Annotated in this window: 14 protein-coding genes; 2 read left to right on the forward strand and 12 right to left on the reverse strand. The window is 67.5% G+C overall.

Features of this window, described 5'->3' with window-relative positions:
* Window positions 1-2: 2 nt before the first annotated feature.
* The 10 genes from ON37_RS28390 to ON37_RS28435 all read right to left on the reverse strand — a co-directional run bounded on the left by ON37_RS28390 (window position 3) and on the right by ON37_RS28435 (window position 12,867).
* Entirely contained in the window at window positions 3-1,916 is a 1,914-nt protein-coding gene (locus ON37_RS28390) for a type VII secretion target (protein WP_040723845.1), read from the reverse strand.
* A 123-nt stretch (window positions 1,917-2,039) separates the two neighbouring features.
* Window positions 2,040-4,616, reverse strand: coding sequence for a hypothetical protein (locus ON37_RS28395; protein WP_040723847.1), 2,577 nt, complete (start codon window positions 4,614-4,616; stop codon window positions 2,040-2,042).
* A 6-nt stretch (window positions 4,617-4,622) separates the two neighbouring features.
* Window positions 4,623-4,922: a hypothetical protein gene (locus ON37_RS28400; RefSeq protein ID WP_040723848.1), complete on the reverse strand. Its 300-nt coding sequence runs from the start codon at window positions 4,920-4,922 to the stop codon at window positions 4,623-4,625.
* A 20-nt stretch (window positions 4,923-4,942) separates the two neighbouring features.
* Window positions 4,943-5,305 carry a hypothetical protein gene (locus tag ON37_RS28405; protein WP_040723849.1) on the reverse strand — a complete coding sequence of 121 codons (363 nt, stop codon included), beginning with the start codon at window positions 5,303-5,305 and terminating at the stop codon, window positions 4,943-4,945.
* A 29-nt stretch (window positions 5,306-5,334) separates the two neighbouring features.
* On the reverse strand, window positions 5,335-6,096 hold the full coding sequence (locus ON37_RS28410; protein ID WP_040723851.1) for a hypothetical protein: 762 nt from the start codon (window positions 6,094-6,096) through the stop codon (window positions 5,335-5,337).
* Entirely contained in the window at window positions 6,093-6,437 is a 345-nt protein-coding gene (locus ON37_RS28415; protein ID WP_040723853.1) for a YbaB/EbfC family nucleoid-associated protein, read from the reverse strand. The genes ON37_RS28410 and ON37_RS28415 overlap by 4 nt, the downstream gene beginning before the upstream one ends.
* Window positions 6,434-7,951: a PPE domain-containing protein gene (locus ON37_RS28420; protein ID WP_040723855.1), complete on the reverse strand. Its 1,518-nt coding sequence runs from the start codon at window positions 7,949-7,951 to the stop codon at window positions 6,434-6,436. Before ON37_RS28420 ends, ON37_RS28415 begins: the two co-directional genes overlap by 4 nt.
* 46 nt (window positions 7,952-7,997) lie before the next feature.
* On the reverse strand, window positions 7,998-10,562 hold the full coding sequence (locus ON37_RS28425) for a hypothetical protein (protein ID WP_157171658.1): 2,565 nt from the start codon (window positions 10,560-10,562) through the stop codon (window positions 7,998-8,000).
* A 49-nt stretch (window positions 10,563-10,611) separates the two neighbouring features.
* On the reverse strand, window positions 10,612-12,327 hold the full coding sequence (locus ON37_RS28430) for a hypothetical protein (protein WP_040723858.1): 1,716 nt from the start codon (window positions 12,325-12,327) through the stop codon (window positions 10,612-10,614).
* 6 nt (window positions 12,328-12,333) lie between these two features.
* Window positions 12,334-12,867, reverse strand: a complete 534-nt coding sequence (locus tag ON37_RS28435; RefSeq protein ID WP_040723859.1) for a hypothetical protein — start codon at window positions 12,865-12,867, stop codon at window positions 12,334-12,336.
* Window positions 12,868-13,742: 875 nt separating this feature from the next.
* Between ON37_RS28435 and ON37_RS31325 the strand changes: the two genes are divergently transcribed.
* Both ON37_RS31325 and ON37_RS28445 read left to right on the forward strand, forming a co-directional pair.
* A complete protein-coding gene (locus ON37_RS31325) occupies window positions 13,743-14,867 on the forward strand; it encodes a transglycosylase SLT domain-containing protein (protein ID WP_157171659.1) in 1,125 nt (374 codons plus the stop codon).
* Window positions 14,867-16,021: a transglycosylase SLT domain-containing protein gene (locus tag ON37_RS28445; protein WP_245553553.1), complete on the forward strand. Its 1,155-nt coding sequence runs from the start codon at window positions 14,867-14,869 to the stop codon at window positions 16,019-16,021. Before ON37_RS31325 ends, ON37_RS28445 begins: the two co-directional genes overlap by 1 nt.
* On the opposite strand, the gene ON37_RS33590 is transcribed toward ON37_RS28445, so the two are convergent.
* Together ON37_RS33590 and ON37_RS28455 are read right to left on the reverse strand one after the other, a co-directional pair.
* Window positions 16,015-17,457 (reverse strand): NlpC/P60 family protein, encoded by a 1,443-nt coding sequence (locus ON37_RS33590; protein WP_051032234.1) that lies wholly within the window; start codon window positions 17,455-17,457, stop codon window positions 16,015-16,017. The genes ON37_RS28445 and ON37_RS33590 overlap by 7 nt on opposite strands.
* Complete coding sequence (locus ON37_RS28455; RefSeq protein WP_040723863.1) at window positions 17,454-18,296, reverse strand: NlpC/P60 family protein; 843 nt, start codon at window positions 18,294-18,296, stop codon at window positions 17,454-17,456. The genes ON37_RS33590 and ON37_RS28455 overlap by 4 nt, the downstream gene beginning before the upstream one ends.
* Window positions 18,297-18,327 lie beyond the last annotated feature (31 nt).

Below are 18,327 nucleotides of genomic sequence, written 5' to 3' on the forward strand. Positions count from 1 at the left end.
CCTCAATTCCGGTCGGTGGTGATCACCGGCGGCGGCCCGGCGGGCGCGCTCACCGTGGAGCCCGGCGGCGGGCCGGCGGTGACGGACGGCGCGGACACCTGGCCCGGCACACCGACCGGACGGGTGACCTTCTCCTCGGCACCGACGGCCACCGGGACCGAAACATCCTCGAAGCGTGGATGATTCATGATCTGGTCGTAGGCGTAGGTGGCGTCGCGAAGCAGCTGGCGGTTCGATTCCTCCTCGGCGAGCAGGAACAGCAGTTCGTTGCAGCGGCGTTCGAAAACCAAGCCGCGCAGGGCAGCGCCCTCCTCGTCCACCCGCAGTTCTCCCGGCTCCACGCGTCCGACATCCATCCGGCGCGACAACATCGCGGCGGCAAGCAAATCGTCCGCCTCGCGCAACTCGTCCCACCACTGACGCGACACCGGCTGCCCGGCCTCGACGACGGCGAGGATACGGTCGCGGATCCGCCGGGACTCGGCGGCATCCGGTGTCGAGGCCACCGCCCGAGCAACCCGCCCGTGCGCATCGGCGGCGAATTGCACCAGACGCGCACGGATTTGCGCTTCCGGGACCTCGACTGTGCTGTCGGCCGCTTCGGCCGAACCGGCCAAGGCCAGCCGGTCGGCGGTGTCGGGCGTATTGATTCGCAGATCGACCTCGTATTCGGGTCCGACGAACCCTTCCATGGCGACATTCGGGAAACGCGTTCGCAACCCACCGTCGATCGGCGCCGAAGACACCAGCGCCACCAGCTCGGCATTCGCCTTCGGCCCCCACGCCAATGCGAACTCCACCAGAATTCGCGCGGGGTCGGATATTCCTTCCCATGGCGAACCGGCGCCTCCGGTATCGCCCAGCATGTCGTCCCACACCCACGGTGTGGAAACCTCACGGGGCAGGTACATTCCGGCCGGGAGCCAGCCGCGGCCCTCGTTCGAGGTGATGAACACCCCCGCACCGGCCGGCCCGCGCAATACGGCAACCGACCAGTGCAATCCGATGGCCGTCGCTTCGGTGGCGGCCAGCACGGCCTGCAACAGCGTCCGGGCGACCACCAGGTCGCCGTCGACCTCCTCGCCGACCATGTACGACGGCGCCGCCTGCTTCTCGCGAGCCTTGGCGATCGCCGCTCCGAACGGGGTGGGTGCCATCGGAACCGGCACCGCGTCGGCGTTCGTACCGTTCGCCGGAACCCCGGGCTGCCCGGCACTCTGCGAATCCGCCGTCGACCCCATCGGCCCCACCGGAACGGGCCCGGTCGGCACCGGTCCCGCAGCGGTCCCGGCGTACACGCCCGAACCGGGCGAGGTCGATGTGGTGGTACCGGTGACGCCGGAATCCGCTCCGGCATGGGCCGCCGGTGCCATTGGCGCGCTCTGTCCCGGAGCCATCGCCGGGTCGGCAGACGCCGCCGCCGGCATCTCGGGAACGGCAGGGCCGGCCGGGGTCATCGGGGCGATGCCGGTCTGCGCCGGGCCGCTCGAAACCGGCACGGCCGGACGCACCCCATCGGCGGGCGCGTGGCCACCCACCGGCGCGGGCCCGATGCCGGTCGGGGTCGGGGTCGAGGGGCCACCGTGCCCGGTGGGAGCTCCGTCGTGCCCTTCGCCGGCCTGGCGGATCTTGTTGGCGAAATCGTGGTCGGCCTGTTCGTAAGCGTCGGCCGCGGCCCGCAATTCCTCGGCGGTGCGTACATGCTGATCGGCCAGATTCTCACCGGCTTGCTGTCGAGCGTTGTAATACTCGATCAGTGCGTCGTAGACGGGGCTCGCGATCTTGCCATAGGTGGGAATGAAGGCGTCCAGCCAATCCTGCGGCGGCTTCGCCCAGGCCCGCGTCTCTTCGGCTACTCGAAGATGCTGTTCGGCCAGCTGACGCAGCACCGCAGGGTCGATATCCATCTCCGCCATGCCGAATCGAATCCTTTCCGCACACCAACTCTCCTATTGTCGGCGTTCGGATCGCCCGCACCGGAGCCGATATTCCCAGAAGAGAGAAGTACGAACCGTTTCTCCAGAGCCCCGGGCAGTCGGTCACTGTCGCGGCGGAGCGACGCTCACTGCCGATCGCCGCGCCGGCGCCGCGCCGGCATCATCGTCCGGACCGGGTACGGACGGGAACTGATCGACCAGCTGGGCGTGGGCGTACACCGCATCGCGCAGGGTCTGCCGGTTCGGCTCGGCCGCCATCAGCAGCACCAATTCGTCGCAACGTCGCTCGCCCACCATGGCGCGCAGGGTGGCCGCCTGCGTGCCGTCGCGGCCGTCGCGCTCGGAACGCAACTCGCGCAACGGTATTCGGGACACGTCCGCACCCAACGGCAGCATCGACGCCGCGAGCAGGGTGTCGGCGTCACGCAGTTCGTCCCATTGCTCGCGGCCGACCGTCTCGCGACGACCGAGCGCATCGATGATGCGATCCCGCACGGGCGCGGGGCTCAGCGACTCGAGCCGCGTACCGTTCGCGCGGCGAATCCTCGTCGCACCATCGCGCGCCAGATCCAGACATCGCTCGGCGATCCGCTCCGGTGGAGTGTCACGCACCCGATCCAGCAGCGGCCGCGCGCCGACCAACTCGAGCCGGTCCACGAAACCGGCGCCCGGCCGGGAGAAGTCCATCACCGCAGCGGCGGTGACTTCACCCTCCGCCGGTATCGCTCCCAGTTGGGCCCGCAATATCTCGTCCATGGGCAACGACGAGACCAAAGCCGTCAGGCGTGCACCCGTTTTCGAACCCCATGCCAACGCGAACTCGGCGAGCACCCGAGCCGGATCGGCGAGCCCCTCCCATGCCGAGCCGGCAGCCTCCGACCACACCCAGGGCGTGGAAATCTCTTGCGGCAGATACAGTCCCGCCGGCAACCATCCGCGGCCCTCGTTCGAGGTGACGAAGGCACTGATTCCGCTCGCGTGACGCAGTACCGCTACCGCGAATCCGACCCCGAAGGCGTCCACGCCGGGCGACTCCGCCCCGGTCGCCGCCAGCAGACTACTCAGCAGGGTGCGGGCCAGCACGAGATCGCCGTCCACGCGTTCCCCGAGCACGAATCCCGGTGCGGCCGCGGCCAACATCGCGCCGCCCACGGCGTCGCGCATCGCGTTGCCGGTACCGTCGGCCCCCGGCCCCGCGGATGGTGGTTTGACCGGCGGCGGCGCCGCGGCCGCCGGACCGGCTACCGCGCTGCTCGGCATCCGAGGTCCCGGCGCTGCCGCGCGCCCGTCGGTGGGAGCCGATACCCGGTTTTCCGGCGGAGCAGCGCTACTCGTCGCGGGACCGGGGGATGCGGTGGGGGCAGCACCGACCGGCGGCGAGCCGGTCACCACCGGACCGGCAGGGGGCCCGCCGAATCCCGTGAACGGCGACGGTATCAGCGGTGCGACCGGCACGGGACCGTTTGCCCGATGGTCGGTGTCGGAGTCGGTGTCGTGGGCAGCGGCCCGCACGGCGGCCGCAGTCACATCGTCCTCGGGAGTTCGAATGTGCCGCGTCGCCGGATCGGAATGGGGTCGGTCCGGCCGCTCCGAGCGATCGGGGGCCCCGTCGAGATGGTCACCCGGCCCGTCATGGGATGCCGAATGTGCCGCTCCCGCCGCGGTATCCGCTTCCGGTTCGGCATCGGCGCCGCCGGTACCCGTCTCGGACGGCGCAGCACCCGGTGCGGCATGCCCGGCAGGCGCCCAGCCCACCGCCGGACCCGGCTCGGGGGCGCCGGACACCGCGCTTCCCGGCGGACCCGGTAGCGCCTGCCCCGCACCCGGCGGACCCGAATCGACGGGGGGCGCGTCCACCGGCGCCCGGTCCGGCATACCGAGCAGCCGGTCGCCGATCCGCCGCATCAGCTCGTCGAAGTTCCCGTGCGGCATCATTCGGGGGTCGAGTCGAATCAGGTCGGGCAACAGTGGGATTCGCGCGAACACGTCGGATGGTGACCGTCCCCGCTCGCCTTCGTGACCGACCGGATGCTGTGGGACCGAGGGATCCGCGTTCGGGTGCCCGCCGTCGTGCCGAGGCCGGGCGCCGGCACCGTCGTGACCGCCCTGTCCTCCCCCGCCACCGTGACCACGGCGCCAGGGGTCTCCCCGCCCCAGCAGCTCGGCCAGAATCCGCAATTCCGGTAATGTCTGCGGCCCCACCGCATTCGCCGCCGCCCGCGCGATCTCGTCCACCTCTCGGCGTGCCTGCTCGAGAATCGCCTCGATACGACGCTGACGACGTTCCACATCCTCCTCGTCGTCGTCTTCCGATGCGCTGCTGTTCACCTTCCGAATGTCGTCCTCGGCACGGTCGAGGACGTCCAGAATTTTGTGCCGAGTGCGGTAGACCAGCTCGGCCATGTCGCCGAAGGTGTCCGCGGCGGCGACCAGCGCGTCCACCAGCCGACCCAGGCGATCGCGTTGCCGACGCATATCTTCGTGCGCCAGTTCCAGACTCACGCCCGCGCGGACACGGTCGGTGTACAGCCGTTCCGCCCGATCGGCCTCGATCGGGTCGGCGGCCTCGGCGGCATCCCGAGCGATCGTCTCCAGAGCGCGCCAGTCACCGTCCGAGATGGCCGGCCAGTTCTTACCGACCACCTCATCCCAGTACCGACTGCCGTGCTCGTATCCCATCGGTGATCAGACCATCCGCACCTGCGTGCCACCGTCGCGATCGGTGGCGTCGAGGAGGTTCGCGGTGCCGACGATATCCCCGTGTGTCGTTGCGCTGTGGGTATCGATGTCGTCGACCGCTTCCGCGAACCACCGCGCGATCCGGTCGCGTACCGCGACCAGGCGATAGTCCAAATCGGACTGCGGCCGGTCCCCGAACACGAACTCTCCCGCGGCCCGCCCGGCATGCCCGGTCGACGCGTTGACTCCGCCGGTGAACCACGTCGATGCCGCGATCACCGAATCGGCCGAATCGTAATCGATCATTGCCGGCTCCTTTCCGGAAGTTATTGGGAGATACCGAATTCGGCGTTCTCCATAGCCCGGTACGCGGCCTCGGTCGGCAGGTCGAAGGAGTCGACGGTGTACGGGCGGGCCCCGTTGTACTCCATCTCCGCACGCAACCCGACCCGGGATTTCAGATGAGCGAGCCGAGCCACGCGCATGATCTCCGCGGCCAGCCAGGCGTCCCCGTTGTCTCGTGCCTCGTCGGACAGATGCAATCCGATCACCTCGCCGTCGCGGCCACAGGCCACACCGACACTGCGTTCGGGATTGAATACCTCGTACACCATGGACTTCCAGTCCGGCGCACGCTCCTCGGTGTCGAGGTCGCCGGCGAAATCGTCGTTGTCGTCGTGTTCGGTCATCGTCGTTCTCCGAAATCAGTAGCGGGCGATCAGTAGGTAGGTGGCGCGACCCGCGGCGGGGCGTCGGCAACAGATGCGGCCACGCCGGAGGAGGGTCCGGCGCCGGACGATGTGACCGGCCCGGCGGTGTCGGCACCGCCGGACATCTGGTCGACGAGCTTGTTCCAGGCCTTGTCCCCCACGGTCATCACCTGCCGCAACGGCCAAAACCGGGCACCGAGGTACATTTCGCCCGTCCCGTCGCCGAGTATGTCCAGATGATCCGGCCCCTCGTCGTCGGCGTTGAAGGTCACCGTGGTCAACGGCGGATTCATATCGTCGATATTGACGATCGTCGAACTGCCGCCGGGGATGAACGAGCGCCGGCAGCGTGGGCTGTCTCCGATGGCGATATCGGCGCTGTTGGTGGAGATGGTGACGTCCGGATTCAGCAGCAGCTGCAGAATCCAGGACCGGGCGGCGTATTCGGGCCGATCGGAGTTGATCGACAATGTCACGGACGTCGCGAGATCCACGATCAGCACCGCCTCGGAGGTGGTGACACCCACGACCACAAGACGTTTCGGCGTCCCCACCGGATGCGGAAGATCATCGGCGGCATGGGTGGTGATCTCCGAACCGACACCGCCGCCGGTGGCCGGGTAGGCCATCACGGTGCCGGTGGCGACATCGACGGTGTAGGCCGCGATCGGGCTCAGTGCCCGCTCGCCGAGACACGACAGCCGGATGAGACCCTCGTCGTGCAGCCAGCTCACCGTATCGCCGACGGTGACGCCGCCGGGCTCGGTCACTGCCCAGGCTCCGAACCGGCGTCGACGAAGGCGTCGAGTTCCGGCTCGGGCTCGGCGTCCATGATCGTCTGATACTGCAACGCCGCGTCGGCCGTGCTCTCCCGGATCGCCGCCATGATCTCGGTAACCAGCTCATCGGCTTCGAACCGGTCCACGGTCCCGGGCGCGAGATACAGGTCCGTCAGTCTGCCCATGGCATCGACTTCCGGGATGACCAGGCCGCTCGGCGACGGCCGGCGGGCCCGGATGCCATCGATCCGTTCCCGTAGATCGGCGATGCGATGGCGCAGTTCACGTGCGGCATCCAAGGCCGCCTGCACGTCGGGATGGATTCCGCTCATGCGTTACCTCCGGTTTGCGTTGGTGCCTGCTTGGCCGGCGACGGCGTCGGCGGCGTGACAGCGGGTGCGATCGTCGGCTTCTCGCCGATCACCTGCTCCGTGTGCGGGGTATCGTCGACATACATCAGGCGATCGGGATGCCAGGCCACGACTCGATTGCGTTCGTTGTTTCCGCCGCCGGCACCGGGCATTCCGGGTGTCATCGGCATATACGGCATTCCCGCCGCACCGGCGACGCCGCGGGTGGCCGCGGCCGGCGACGAGCCCAGCGCGTCGATCACCGGCGCCTTGGGCATGGCGGACGCGTTCGAGGCCGACGGATTCGAGGCCGGTGAGCTCGACGCGACCGATGCCACCGTCGGCATCGGACCCACCGTCACCGACGGCAGGCTGTCACCGCCACCGCCGGCGCCGGACCCGATCGAGCTGGTGAGATCGCCGATCGGGGTGGCTGCGTTCCCGCCGTAACCACCCACCCCGTAATCGCCGTAATCGCCGTACTCCCCGAGGCCGGACTCCGCATCACCGATGCTGTCGAACTGTCCGTCCTGCCCCATGGTGGACATACCGGTCTGCATCATCGACATCATCGCCGGGATCATCTGCATCAAGGCTTGCAGATCCTGCCCGCCGCCGTCGGAGCCGGCCTGAGCGGTGCCGTTCGTGCCGTTCTTACCCGGGGTCTTCGAATTCACCGATATCTCGTACTCGCCCACGGTCTGCGCCGAGCGGGCATTCTGCTCCTGGAATTTCGCCAGCGCATCCTGCATCGCCACTTCGTTCTTCGAGCGCATCGCGGCGACGAGTTCCTTCCGGGCCGCGATGATCTCGGCCGGCGTCGGATGTTTCGCCTTCGCCGCGGTGAAGGCGTTGCTGTAATTCTCGATACCATCGGCCAACTCGCTCAGTGCCGAACCCAGTTGGTCGAGCCAACTGCGATGTTCGGTCAGCTGTTGCGCCGCGAGACTGCCGACCGGCGTCCAATGTTGCATACCTGCCGCTGTGCGGTCGATATGCCCGGTGGCCGCGGTATGTGTGGTGGCCAGGTAGCTGCGCAGATTCTGCGCGAATTGCGCCGCGTGGCCGGGGCCGGGGCCGGAATGCAACTGCTGGGCGAAGGTCAGCGGGTCCACTTCGGTGCCGACCATGGGAAACCGGAATTCCGGGGCGAATCGCGGTGTGTGCGGCGGTGTTTCGGCGACGGGATTGACCGCCTGCTCGCTGCCGCCGGCACCGGCCACCTTCCGCCCGTTCTCGTCATCGGTCCGGGTGTAGTCGACCGCGGCCGCACCGACGTTCCAGGCCGAGCGATGGACCTCGTTCAACACCCCGAGCAGCCCGTTCATCACAGTGGCAGCGTGGCCGTTGAGTTGCGGCACCGCCTGCGCGGAGATCGGGTCCGCGCCGGCGGGCACCACCCAGTCCTTCGGCAGCGCCGCGCCGGTGATCTGTGCCATCGTGGCGAGCTCGCCGGCCATCGAAACCAGCTCAGCCGGATCGACATTCAGTGCCATGACGCTCTCCTCTCACCTGGTCACCACGATCTCACGCTGTCGCATCTCACGCCGTCTGCACCGCTACCGCCGGCATGACACCGGCGTCCGGCGGCGGAGCCGTATGGTCGCCGGTCGCGCCACCGGTCCCCTCGATACCGTTGGGATGCCGGAAGCCCGAGAAGGCCCCGAATTCGCTGCCGGCGAGGACCTCCGGAAGCGGCTTCAGTTCACCGTTGATCACGATCTCGGCCTTACCCTCATCGGCACCGCCACCGCCGGCGTCGGGGCTCGGCCCCGGTCCGGACGCCGGCACGGCAGCGTCCGGCGACGGGGTCGCGGGGGCCGCCGGGGCCGCGGAATCGGCGTTCGGGTCCCAGATGACCACGATCGCGGAATGGCCGTCGTCCCAGGTCGCCACGTCGCCCGTCATCAATTGGCTGGGATCGATACTGGCACCGATCTGCTTGTTGTCCGACCACTTCGCCGCCGTCCCGGCATAGGCCGCCTTCGCGTCGGTGTCCTTCGTGTTCGATTCGGCCGCGGTGAGCGCGACATCGACAGCCGGCCACACCCGCTGCACCTTGCCGTTGCGGAAGGTGTGGGGCACCTTTCCGTCGGCGCCGGGGACCGGCGGGGTCGTGCCGGTACCCTGCTGCGTGGAATTCGCGCCGTCGGGCGGAGTGTGCGCGGCCGGGGTCGCGGTGTTCTGATTCTGGTTCTGGTTCGACCACGGCGTCTGCGAAGCCTGTTGCGCCGGTGGTGGTGTGGTCGCCTGTTGCAGCCGGTCGACCCGGTCGTCCAGCGCACGGGTACCCGCTCCGGCGAGCGGATCACCCATCAAGCCGTCACCCATCAGTCCATTGCCCATCATGCCGTTGCGCATCATGGCGGGCAGCGCCATTCCGCTCAACATCTCCGGAAGCATCCCGGCCGCGCCCAGCCCGGGGTCGACGCCGGCGCCCATTCCGCCGAGACCCGCGCCGCCACCGGTCGGCACGCCCTGACCGGCGGACTGTTCGATGCGGTCGATCGCATCCTGCGCCGCCCGGTCGACGGCGGATTTGTCCGCATCGGTCGGGCTGTCCTCTTTTCCGGGATCGGCCCAGCTGGGAATCTTGCTGTCGTCGCCGCCGGTGCCGAGATTCGGATCGGCCAGATTGCCGCCACCGGGATTCTCCAGGCCTGCGAGTCTGCTGTCGATATTGGACTGCAGATTCTTTCCGACATCCGCCAAGCCGGCATTCAGCTTCTGATCGTAGGTGTCGGCCATCTTCTGCAGATCGGCAGCGGTGATCACATTCTGCCCGGCGGCCAGTTCGGTCGTATCGATCAGCTCACCGTAACCTTGGATCAGCGCGGCCACGAAGGAACCCGGGTCGGACTCACGCATGCTCGTTACAGCTTTGTTCATCCCGGCGATCAAATTCCCGATATCTGTCGCGCCCTGTTTCGACACCTCCTCCACACTGGTATCCGATTTCGTCACTTTGGCGAGCATATCGCGATCGTTTTTGTCGAATTTCCGGGCGCGTTCGTTGAAATCATTTACCACAGTCGTGTAGTCCTCCATGCCCTTGGACTTCACGCCGTATTTCACGAGGGCTTCGGTGAGCTGCGGAGTTTCGGTGTATTTCACCTCTTTCTTGTTCTTCAGATCCCCGAAGAGCGCATAGTTGTCGTGCAGCGATTTCGCGAACGAGTCCGACGGCCCCGCATACCAGTCCGCGAGGTTGACGCTCAGGTCCTTGGGACGGATCAGGAATCCGTTCCCTTCGATGCCGGGGAACATGGTGGAATTCCTGACGAACGGTTCCTCCCCCAAGAATTCCGGACCGTCCCAGACGAACTTCACCGGCTGATACGGAGTATCGCCCCCAGGATCGCCACCGCCGTCTTTACCTCCCTGGTGCGGCGGCTTGCCCGGCCCCTCGTCATCGCCGGTCAATGCGTTGTAGAGACTACCGATTCCCGACACCGTCCCGGAGCCGAGAGCCCGCAACCCGGTCCGGCCCCAACCGAACTTGTTCAGCCCCTTCGAATCCTTGAACAGGTCGTCGCCATATTTCTTCTTTGCGGCATTCAGCTTCTGGTCGAGCAGATCTTTCTGCCGCTTGGCAACCTTCAGGGCACGCGGGTTCTGCGCCTTGTTCAACGCGTCATCGAGCTGGTTATTCAGCTTCTGCGCTTCTACCTTTTTGTCAGCGAGTGCCTGGGCATCCTTGTTCGAAAGGCGTTTCTTACTTTCGAGATTTCTGATCTCATTGTTGAGGCGAGTCAAGTCGTCATTGGCAGTATCCAGGGGCCCTTTACTCCCGTTCCCGGCCGCCCGTTCCGCATCGATCACGTCTTGGCGGTTTTTCGGAAGATTCCTCGACAGCCGATTGATATCGTTCTGCCTGTCCGCCGCGAGCCTCTCCAGCCTGCCCGCGCCGGCCGCCTTCGGACCCAACTTGTTGCCGAGGCCGCTCAATTTGTCGCCACCCCAGGAGCCCGCACCCCCGAGGAGGCCTTGCTTCACGATATCGGTCGCATCGAACTTGAAGTCGTTGTCGTAGAGGGACTCGGCGGCGCCACCGGCAAAACCGGCCACGAAGGACTTCGCCCCCAGCCTGCTCGCGAGCGCCGTCACACCCACATTGACGGCGAATCCCGCCAAGTCACTCATACCGATTCACCCCTCACGCTGGCGCGGTGGCCGAGGCTGCCACGGGAATCACCGTGGGCGAGCCGTCGTCTCCGACAGGTTGCGGTTCTATTCCCGGCGGATGCACGAATCCGGAGAACGGGCCGAAATCTCCCGCCTTGTCGCTCATGTGATTCTCGAACCGCTGCAGTCCGCCCTCGACGATCACTTCGAGGTGCATGTCGGGCTCCTCGTCGAATTTCACCACCAGGGCGGTGCGGCGTTCCCAGCGCGCCACGTCTCCGGTCATCAACTCGTTCGGATCCTTCTGCGCGTCGACGGCCTTCCCGTCGGGAACCTTGACGGGAGTGTGCTCATAGGCCTTGTTCGCGTCGGTGGTGGCGGCGTTGCCCACCGCCGCGGTCAGCGCCTGCGACACGACAGGCGACACCCGCACGCTGCGACCGTCCACGAAGGTGAAAACGACCCTCCCGTCCTTGTCGACGGGCCCGGTGGCAGCGACCGGAGTGACGGTGTTGCCACTCGACACACGGGCTGGGCCGGCCTGTCCGGCGGGCTTCGCCGGTGCGGCGCTCTTGTCCTCGGCCCCAACCGGTTTGGCCGCTGCCGCCGCCGGCGCCTGCGTTCCGCCAGTGGCCGGTGGCGCAGTGCGGGCATTGTTCGCCCCGCTGCCCGGCGCGCGACCGACCGCCTCGGCACGTCCGCCCGAGACCGGGCTCGGATACCTGTTTCCCATCGCATCGCCCATCGGACCGCGATTGGCCAGTGCGCTCATCACCGCGGGCAGTGCGTAACCCAGCGGCGACATCCCCTGCGACGTAGGCGAATTCGATCCGCCGCTCTGCTGGGCCGCCGGTGCCGAAGTCGCCTGCGATTCGAGATCCCGGATCTTGGCCAGTGCATCGTCGCTCGACTGCCCTTTTCCGGAGGACGCCGCAGTTTCGACTCCGGCCGGTGCGCCCGTCGTACCTCGTTCGGCACCGTCCCAGTTCCACGGCTGCGGCATATCGGCCGTCGTGGAGCCGGCGGTCCGGTCGGTATTCGCCCCCAGCGGGACGTCAGCGCCCGGTGGTGTCGCCGTCTCTTTTCCCTTCCCGCTGGGATCGCCGGCCGGATCGTCGGGTGAATCGGTTCCCAATTTCACCGGCGTCGTCTTCAGTGGAGGTTTCTTCCCGGGATCGGGCAGATCCGCTGTCTCCACCATCTTCTCGTGCACGGCGCTCATCACTTTGTGGAGCCGCGCAGACATGGACGCAACGACCGTCATCATGTAGTTGTCCTCGGTCAGTTCGCCCCCTCCGGTGGGAAGAAAGCTGGAATCCAGCGGCGGGTCATCGCCCGAGAACAGCTTGCTTACCGTCTTCACATCCAGTGGGTTGATCCGCGCATAACTGGTCAGATCGTTGATCTCAGCGGCAACCAGACCACGACCTTGGTCGACCAGGTCGGCCGCCTTCTTGACGACACCACGAACGCCGATATCGTCTTCGCGCAGCGAGTCATATATCTGTTTCAGCGTGTCTACCCAGAGCTCGTAGTTTCGGATGTTCGCCCCGCTCGCACCCTGTATCTGTACAACCGGGGGCTTCTCCGGAACATCCTCCTTCGTCCCTTTACCGAAGCTCTCCCAGCTGTCGAAATACATTTTGGGCAGCCCACGATAACGTTCCTGAACCGCTGTGGAGAACGTCAGGCCGTTCGGCAGCTTGTCCGGGTTGGGCATGAACACCTGTGGCATGTCATCGGACATTGCACATCAGGTTCCGACGGCAGCGGTGGGCACATGAATGGGCATCACCTCGATATCACCGATCGGCGCCGGCTGCGAACCACTTTGCATACCGGCGTAGGTGCCCATCATCAAAGCGGTGCCTCTACCCTTCTTGAGCACATCCTTGTACGTGTCGTATGCGGTGTTCTTCCAGAAGGTGGTGCTGACCACAGCTTTTCCGGCCTGTTTCCACGCGTCCTTCTTCAGCACGCTCTTTCCGGCGTTCACCAGGGCGGCCTTGGACATCGATTTGACGGCACCGCCGGCGACACCCAGACCGCCGGTCACCCCGCCCAGGACTGCACCGGTGGCGAATCCCTCGCCTACCTTGCCCCAGTCCCAGTCGGACTTGATGCCGTCCCTGAGCCCGGTCAGCACGCCTCCCGCGAGGGCTGCGGTCAACGGCCCGAACGGCCCGCCGAGCGCGAAGGCGGCGCCCGTGGCCACTCCGATCAGTGCGTCCGACCAGTTGTTCTTGACGAAGTTACCGATACCGCTGATCAGGCTGCCCAAACCCATCGAGCTACCTCCTCGACCGGGAACGCGAGTGCTGACCCATGGCGACGCTCCGCTCCGATGACTGATCCGATCTCAATTCTCGGCGATTCCCAATCGTGGGAATCATCGTCGAAGCCGGCCGGTTCAGGATTGATAGTGCGCGCGGCGGTGGGTGTGTGCGACCTCCCGACGAGGACTCGAGGCAGGCAGGAGGGCTATCGAATGTGTTCCGACCGGCCCCCGGCCACTCTGGATTCCCCGCAGTCGTCTCGTCTTCGCCGGAGTTACCCGTGACCGGCTCGACCGCCTCCCCCTGGGCAGTTCGCCGCCTCCGTACCGAGCAAGTGCCGACCGGAACGGTCTCGACAGATGACGCCGCATCCGCGGCCGACGGCTCGGAGGACACCGAAACCGCCACCGGTGGTGCGGAATCCACCACCCCGTGGTCCACAGCACCGCGGCGGCACGCCGATTCCGCGACCACATCACCGACGACCACCCCATCGAACGGAGCTCCGGCGGACAGTTCCGCCGGCTCCCCACCCGGCTCCGCCGATACCGCGACCGGCACCGCCGACTCTCGGGCAGCCGCTCCGGATTCCACGACCCACTCGAGGAGAACAACCGCGGACTCCCCGGCCACCTCGGCCAACTCCGCCACACCCGCCTCCGATTCCGCGGCATCATCCGCCGACTCCGCCACGTCGACCGATTCCGCCGTCAGCAGCGCACCGGCAGCATCCACCGGTCAACCGGCGCCGTCCCCGCCGGCGGCAAGCGCACCTCCGGAAACCGGCGGCGCCACAACCGCGTCCGCGCTCGCGGCCCCGGCGGCCGATGTCGATCCCGGGCCGGCCGGCACACCGGTCCCGACCCAGCCATCGGCCGGCGCCGGGATGGTCCCCGCGGCCGATACCGCAAGCACCGACGGCGGCTACGACCGGGCCGGCGACGGTTTCGCACCGGATTCCCTACTGCCCGCCATGCTGTCCATGCTCCCCATGCTGGCGTCCGCACTGGCGGGAGCAGCGGGCAGCGCGGGGAATCCGGGTGCCGGCACCAACGCCGGCGACGGCCGGGGTGGTGCCGGAGAGCCGGTCGGCTCCACCGGAGGCGCGGGCGCCGAGGACTCCCTCGGCGGTGGTAATCCGGCGCTGAGTCCGCAAGCGCGGCAAGCGATCGCCGCGCTGAAAGCACTGCGGGACTCCTACGGCGACGGCGACACCTCGAGTCCCACAGGCCGAAGACTGCACGGCACGACCGCCGGAAGTTCCGGCTCCGGTTCCACCGCGGCCGCGATCCGGGCCCGGCAGCTGTATCAGCACAACGTGGCCGGTGCCTTCAACACCCTGGACAACTCCCTGGCCGAGTACACCACCCGGCTGGCCGGTAAGCACTCCGTCGACCGCACCGCGTTCCGCCAGCTCCTGCGCGATGTCGATGCCGAGCTCGCGCAGCTCGGCCCGCGGGCTTACACCGCCCGAGGGCAGCAGCAGGTACACAAAATCCTGGCGGCTGCGCTGCAGCGCGCCGACGATCTGGTTTCCGGCAGCAATGCCACGTCCACAGCGACCGCGACGGAGGTCAACCGGCTCACCGCGCAGTACCTGAACAATCTCTACGGCCGCCGCGGCACGACCAAGGCCGAGAGCACCTCCGTCGGAGGAAACCTCGGCGAGTGGATCGACGAGGCCCTGCGGATTCTGCAAGGCATGGGCTACAACACCGCCGCCATCGATCGCGGTGACGTCGCGCTCATCGCCCGACACGAATCGAATGGCAATCCGAAGGCGGTCAACAACACCGACAGCAATGCCGCGGCGGGCCATCCGTCGAAGGGCGTGATGCAGACCATTCAACCCACCTTCGACCGCTATGCCGCACCGGGGCACACCGACATCCTGAATCCGGTGGACAATATCGTCGCCGCGCTGCGCTATGCCATCGCCCGGTACGGCTCGGTCGACAACGTGCCGGGTGTGCGCGCGGTACGCAACGGCCGACCCTATGTGGGGTACTGATGGCGGACACCGAACTCGGTCGAGACAACGGCCCACCGGGCACCACCGCGACCACCAGCGCACCGTCGCGGCGGGAACGGGAGCGCGAAACCACCCGGCCGGCTCCACCTCGACCGGCCCGCGTGCCGGCCCCCGCAGCGGCTGCCGACGCCGCCCCGGCCGCATCGGGTAGCCGGACAGCCTCCACCACAACGCCTTCCGCGTCACCTCCGCGCGCGGAAGGCCTGTCCGGGCACGCCGCAAACCTCCCGATGGCCGCCTCGGCACTGGCGGGGCTGGCCGCGATCTCCGCCGGCTTCGGCACCGGTGCCGCCGCGCCCACTCCCGAAGGCGCGACGAGCCCGCCGGTATCGGGTACCGGCGCCCCGACCGGCCCGATCGCCTGGGACAGCGGGGTGTCGGGCCAATACACCGCGGTCTCGACGGGACACTCCGAACGCGGCACGGCTCTGGGCAATCTCAATTCCGAACTTCATCGCCTCCTGGCGGACGCCGCGGAAGACAACGCCGCCGGACGCGCCGCAGTGGACGCGATCGTCGCGGAGGTGGATGCCGCTCTCACCGCGCTGGGACCGGTGGCTCACACCGCCGCGGGCCGCGATCAGATCATGTCCACTCTCGGTGCCGCGCTCGATCGAGCGGAAAAAGTGCTGGGGCACAACCAGAATGCGGCACACCTCACCGCCGCGGAAATCCGCGCGTTGGCCGCGAGATTTCACACGGACTCAACCGCGTCCCGCCCGGCCGGGCAGGGGTCACGCGCGGGTTCGGGCGGTCCTCCTTCGACGATGCCTGCCGGGCAGCAGGGACAGTGGATTTCCGAGGCGCTACGGATTCTGCGGGAACACGGCTACGACACCAGTGGGATCGATCCGGCCGATATCGCGACGATCATCGCGCACGAGTCGTCGGGTAATCCACACGCCATCAACCTCTGGGACAGCAATGCCGCGGCGGGGCATCCGTCCAAAGGTCTGATGCAGACCATCGATTCGACCTTCGCCGCCTATTCACTTCCGGGCCACCGCGATATCTGGAATCCGGTGGACAACATCATCGCCGGGGTGCGGTACTCCATCGAGCGCTACGGTTCGGTCGCCAACGTTCCCGGCGTGTCCAATCTGCATTCCGGCGGACACTACGTCGGCTACTGACTCGCCCATCGGGTGGCGGCGTAGCTCTTCGGCAGCGACTCCACTCGAACGGTCTGTCCGGGTTTCGGTGCGGCAACACATTTTCCGTCCCCGATGTACATCATCACGTGCTGCGGATTTCCGCCGTTGAACTGTGCCGCCGGGAAGATCAGGTCTCCCGGCCGGATCTGATTCGGAGCGACCTTCGGCAACTGCCGATACTGCTCCGCCGCGGTCCGCGGCAGCTTGGCGCCCGCCGCCCCGGCGGAATACTGCATGAGACCGGAGCAGTCGAAGGAACTCGGTCCCTCCGCGCCCCACACATACGGTTTCCCGACCTGTTGCAGTGCCACCTGAACCGCCCGTTGCCCCGCCGCGGAGGTCCCGCCGGCACCCGCCGGCGTCTGCTTCCCGTAGAGATTGTTGAGATATTGGGCGGTGAGCCGATCGATCTCCTTGGCGGTATCGGCCGAATTCGTTTGTCCGCCGGACACGATCTTCTGCGCCTCGTGCAGCGCATCCTCCAGTATCCGGTGCACCTTCTGCTGGCCGGCTCGGGTATAGGCTATCGGCCCGAGTTCGCCGAGTTTGGCATCCACATCCCGCAGCAGCTGACGCACGGCTCGCTTGTCGACCTTGTGTTTTCCGGCATGTTTGGTGATGTATCTGACCAGGTCGTTGTCGAGAGTGTTGAAGGCACGAGCCGCATTTCGTTGAAAGAGACGACGCGCCTTGACCTGGTTGGCAGTCGCCCCTGTGCCGCCGGTGTCACCGGTGTCACCGGTGAGCTTCTTCTTCCCGGGCCCGCCGGTATCGGCGTCCTCCGAATCGCCGTCACCGTAGGCCGCTTTGAGCTCCTTCAGCGCTTCGATCGCCTGCTGTGCCTGCGGGGTCAGGCCGGATTGCGGGTCCGCGCCCGACCCGCCCGCACCGGCACCGTTTCCGCCGCCGAGCCCGGCCAGCGCCGAGGCGAGCATCGGCAACATCGACAGCGCCATCGCCCCGCCCATCATGGCGGCCGGAACAGCGGTGGCCAGCAGGTCCGGGTCGATGCCCGGAATCGGTGATGCCGCCGGTTGACCGGGGACAGGTCCCGGTGCGGCGACGGGTCCGGACGGGGCGACGACGGGTGCCGCACCGGCGGGCCCGGGCTGTACCGGTGGCGTCCCCGCCGGAGCGACGACCCCGGCACCGGTGCTGACCGGCGGGGGTCCCGGCGGCGCGGCGGGCGGGGCCGGTGCCGGGGCCGCGGGCGAGCCACTCGGTGCGGGTCCGTTCGGATCCCCGCGTGGCCCACCGGGGGCCACGGACGGCGCGACCCGCGGCCGCGGTTCGTCGCGCTGATGCAGGGGTCGCAGTTCCGCCGATGATGTCTGCGCGTCCTCCGCATTCGGATCGGCCCCCTCCTGGGGATCGGATGCGGTGGCGCCGTGATCGACTTCCGCCGGCGTGGTCATGCGGCACCGCCCAGAACGCGTTTGATCCGAACATCACTACCGGTAGGAATGGGCTGCTCCACCACTTTTCCGGTACTCGGGTCCGGGGCAACCATGCGATCCGGTCCGGAGGCGATACCGACCCGCGCGGGCACGAATTTGCGGTAATCCCAGAACACCAGATCGCCGGCGGTTGCCGCACCCGAGACCCGGGCACCACATATCGCCTGCTCGGAAATTGTCATCGGAAGTACCACCGCACCTTTCCCGCGGCCGGAAACCACCGCCGTGGATGAATCGCACGCGTCACGGCCCGTCGGCTGTGGCACGGCATCGACCGCGACCGGATCGCAGCGACCGGTGACCGCGGCAACCGAAGCCGTATAGACCACCCACCGGGTAAGCCTCGCCATATCGCTTCCGCCCTCGGCAACGGTGGCCCCGGACAACACCAGCGCTGCACAATACGCGGCGCTGGGCGCGGTCGACGCCGCTTGCAGATACGGCGCCGAGGTGATGACCGCCGCGCAGGCACGCATCCAATCGGACACACTCGAATCTCCGGGTTCCACCGTGAACTTCGCAAACGGGTTCTCGGTCGGAAGATCTTCCGGCGCAAACGTTTCGGAAGGAGTGGGAACTGCTCGAGTGCCGAGGTCCGGATCCGGACCTATCAAGCCGTCGCACTGATAATGCAGATTGTTGGCGGCACTGGTCGCCTGGGTGCTGACCGGAGCCAGCACCAGGACGGTACATCCGCCGAGGAGCGTCAGTACCGCGACCACCACGCCGACGACGAGCCAGACCCGAACCGGCATCATCGCCAACAGCAGCGGTGCGATCATGTTCCGATTGCTCATCGAGACCCTCCTGCCCGCATTCGGCACGGTT

It is taken from the genome of Nocardia veterana NBRC 100344, assembly GCF_000308855.1.
Classification (GTDB): domain Bacteria; phylum Actinomycetota; class Actinomycetes; order Mycobacteriales; family Mycobacteriaceae; genus Nocardia; species Nocardia veterana.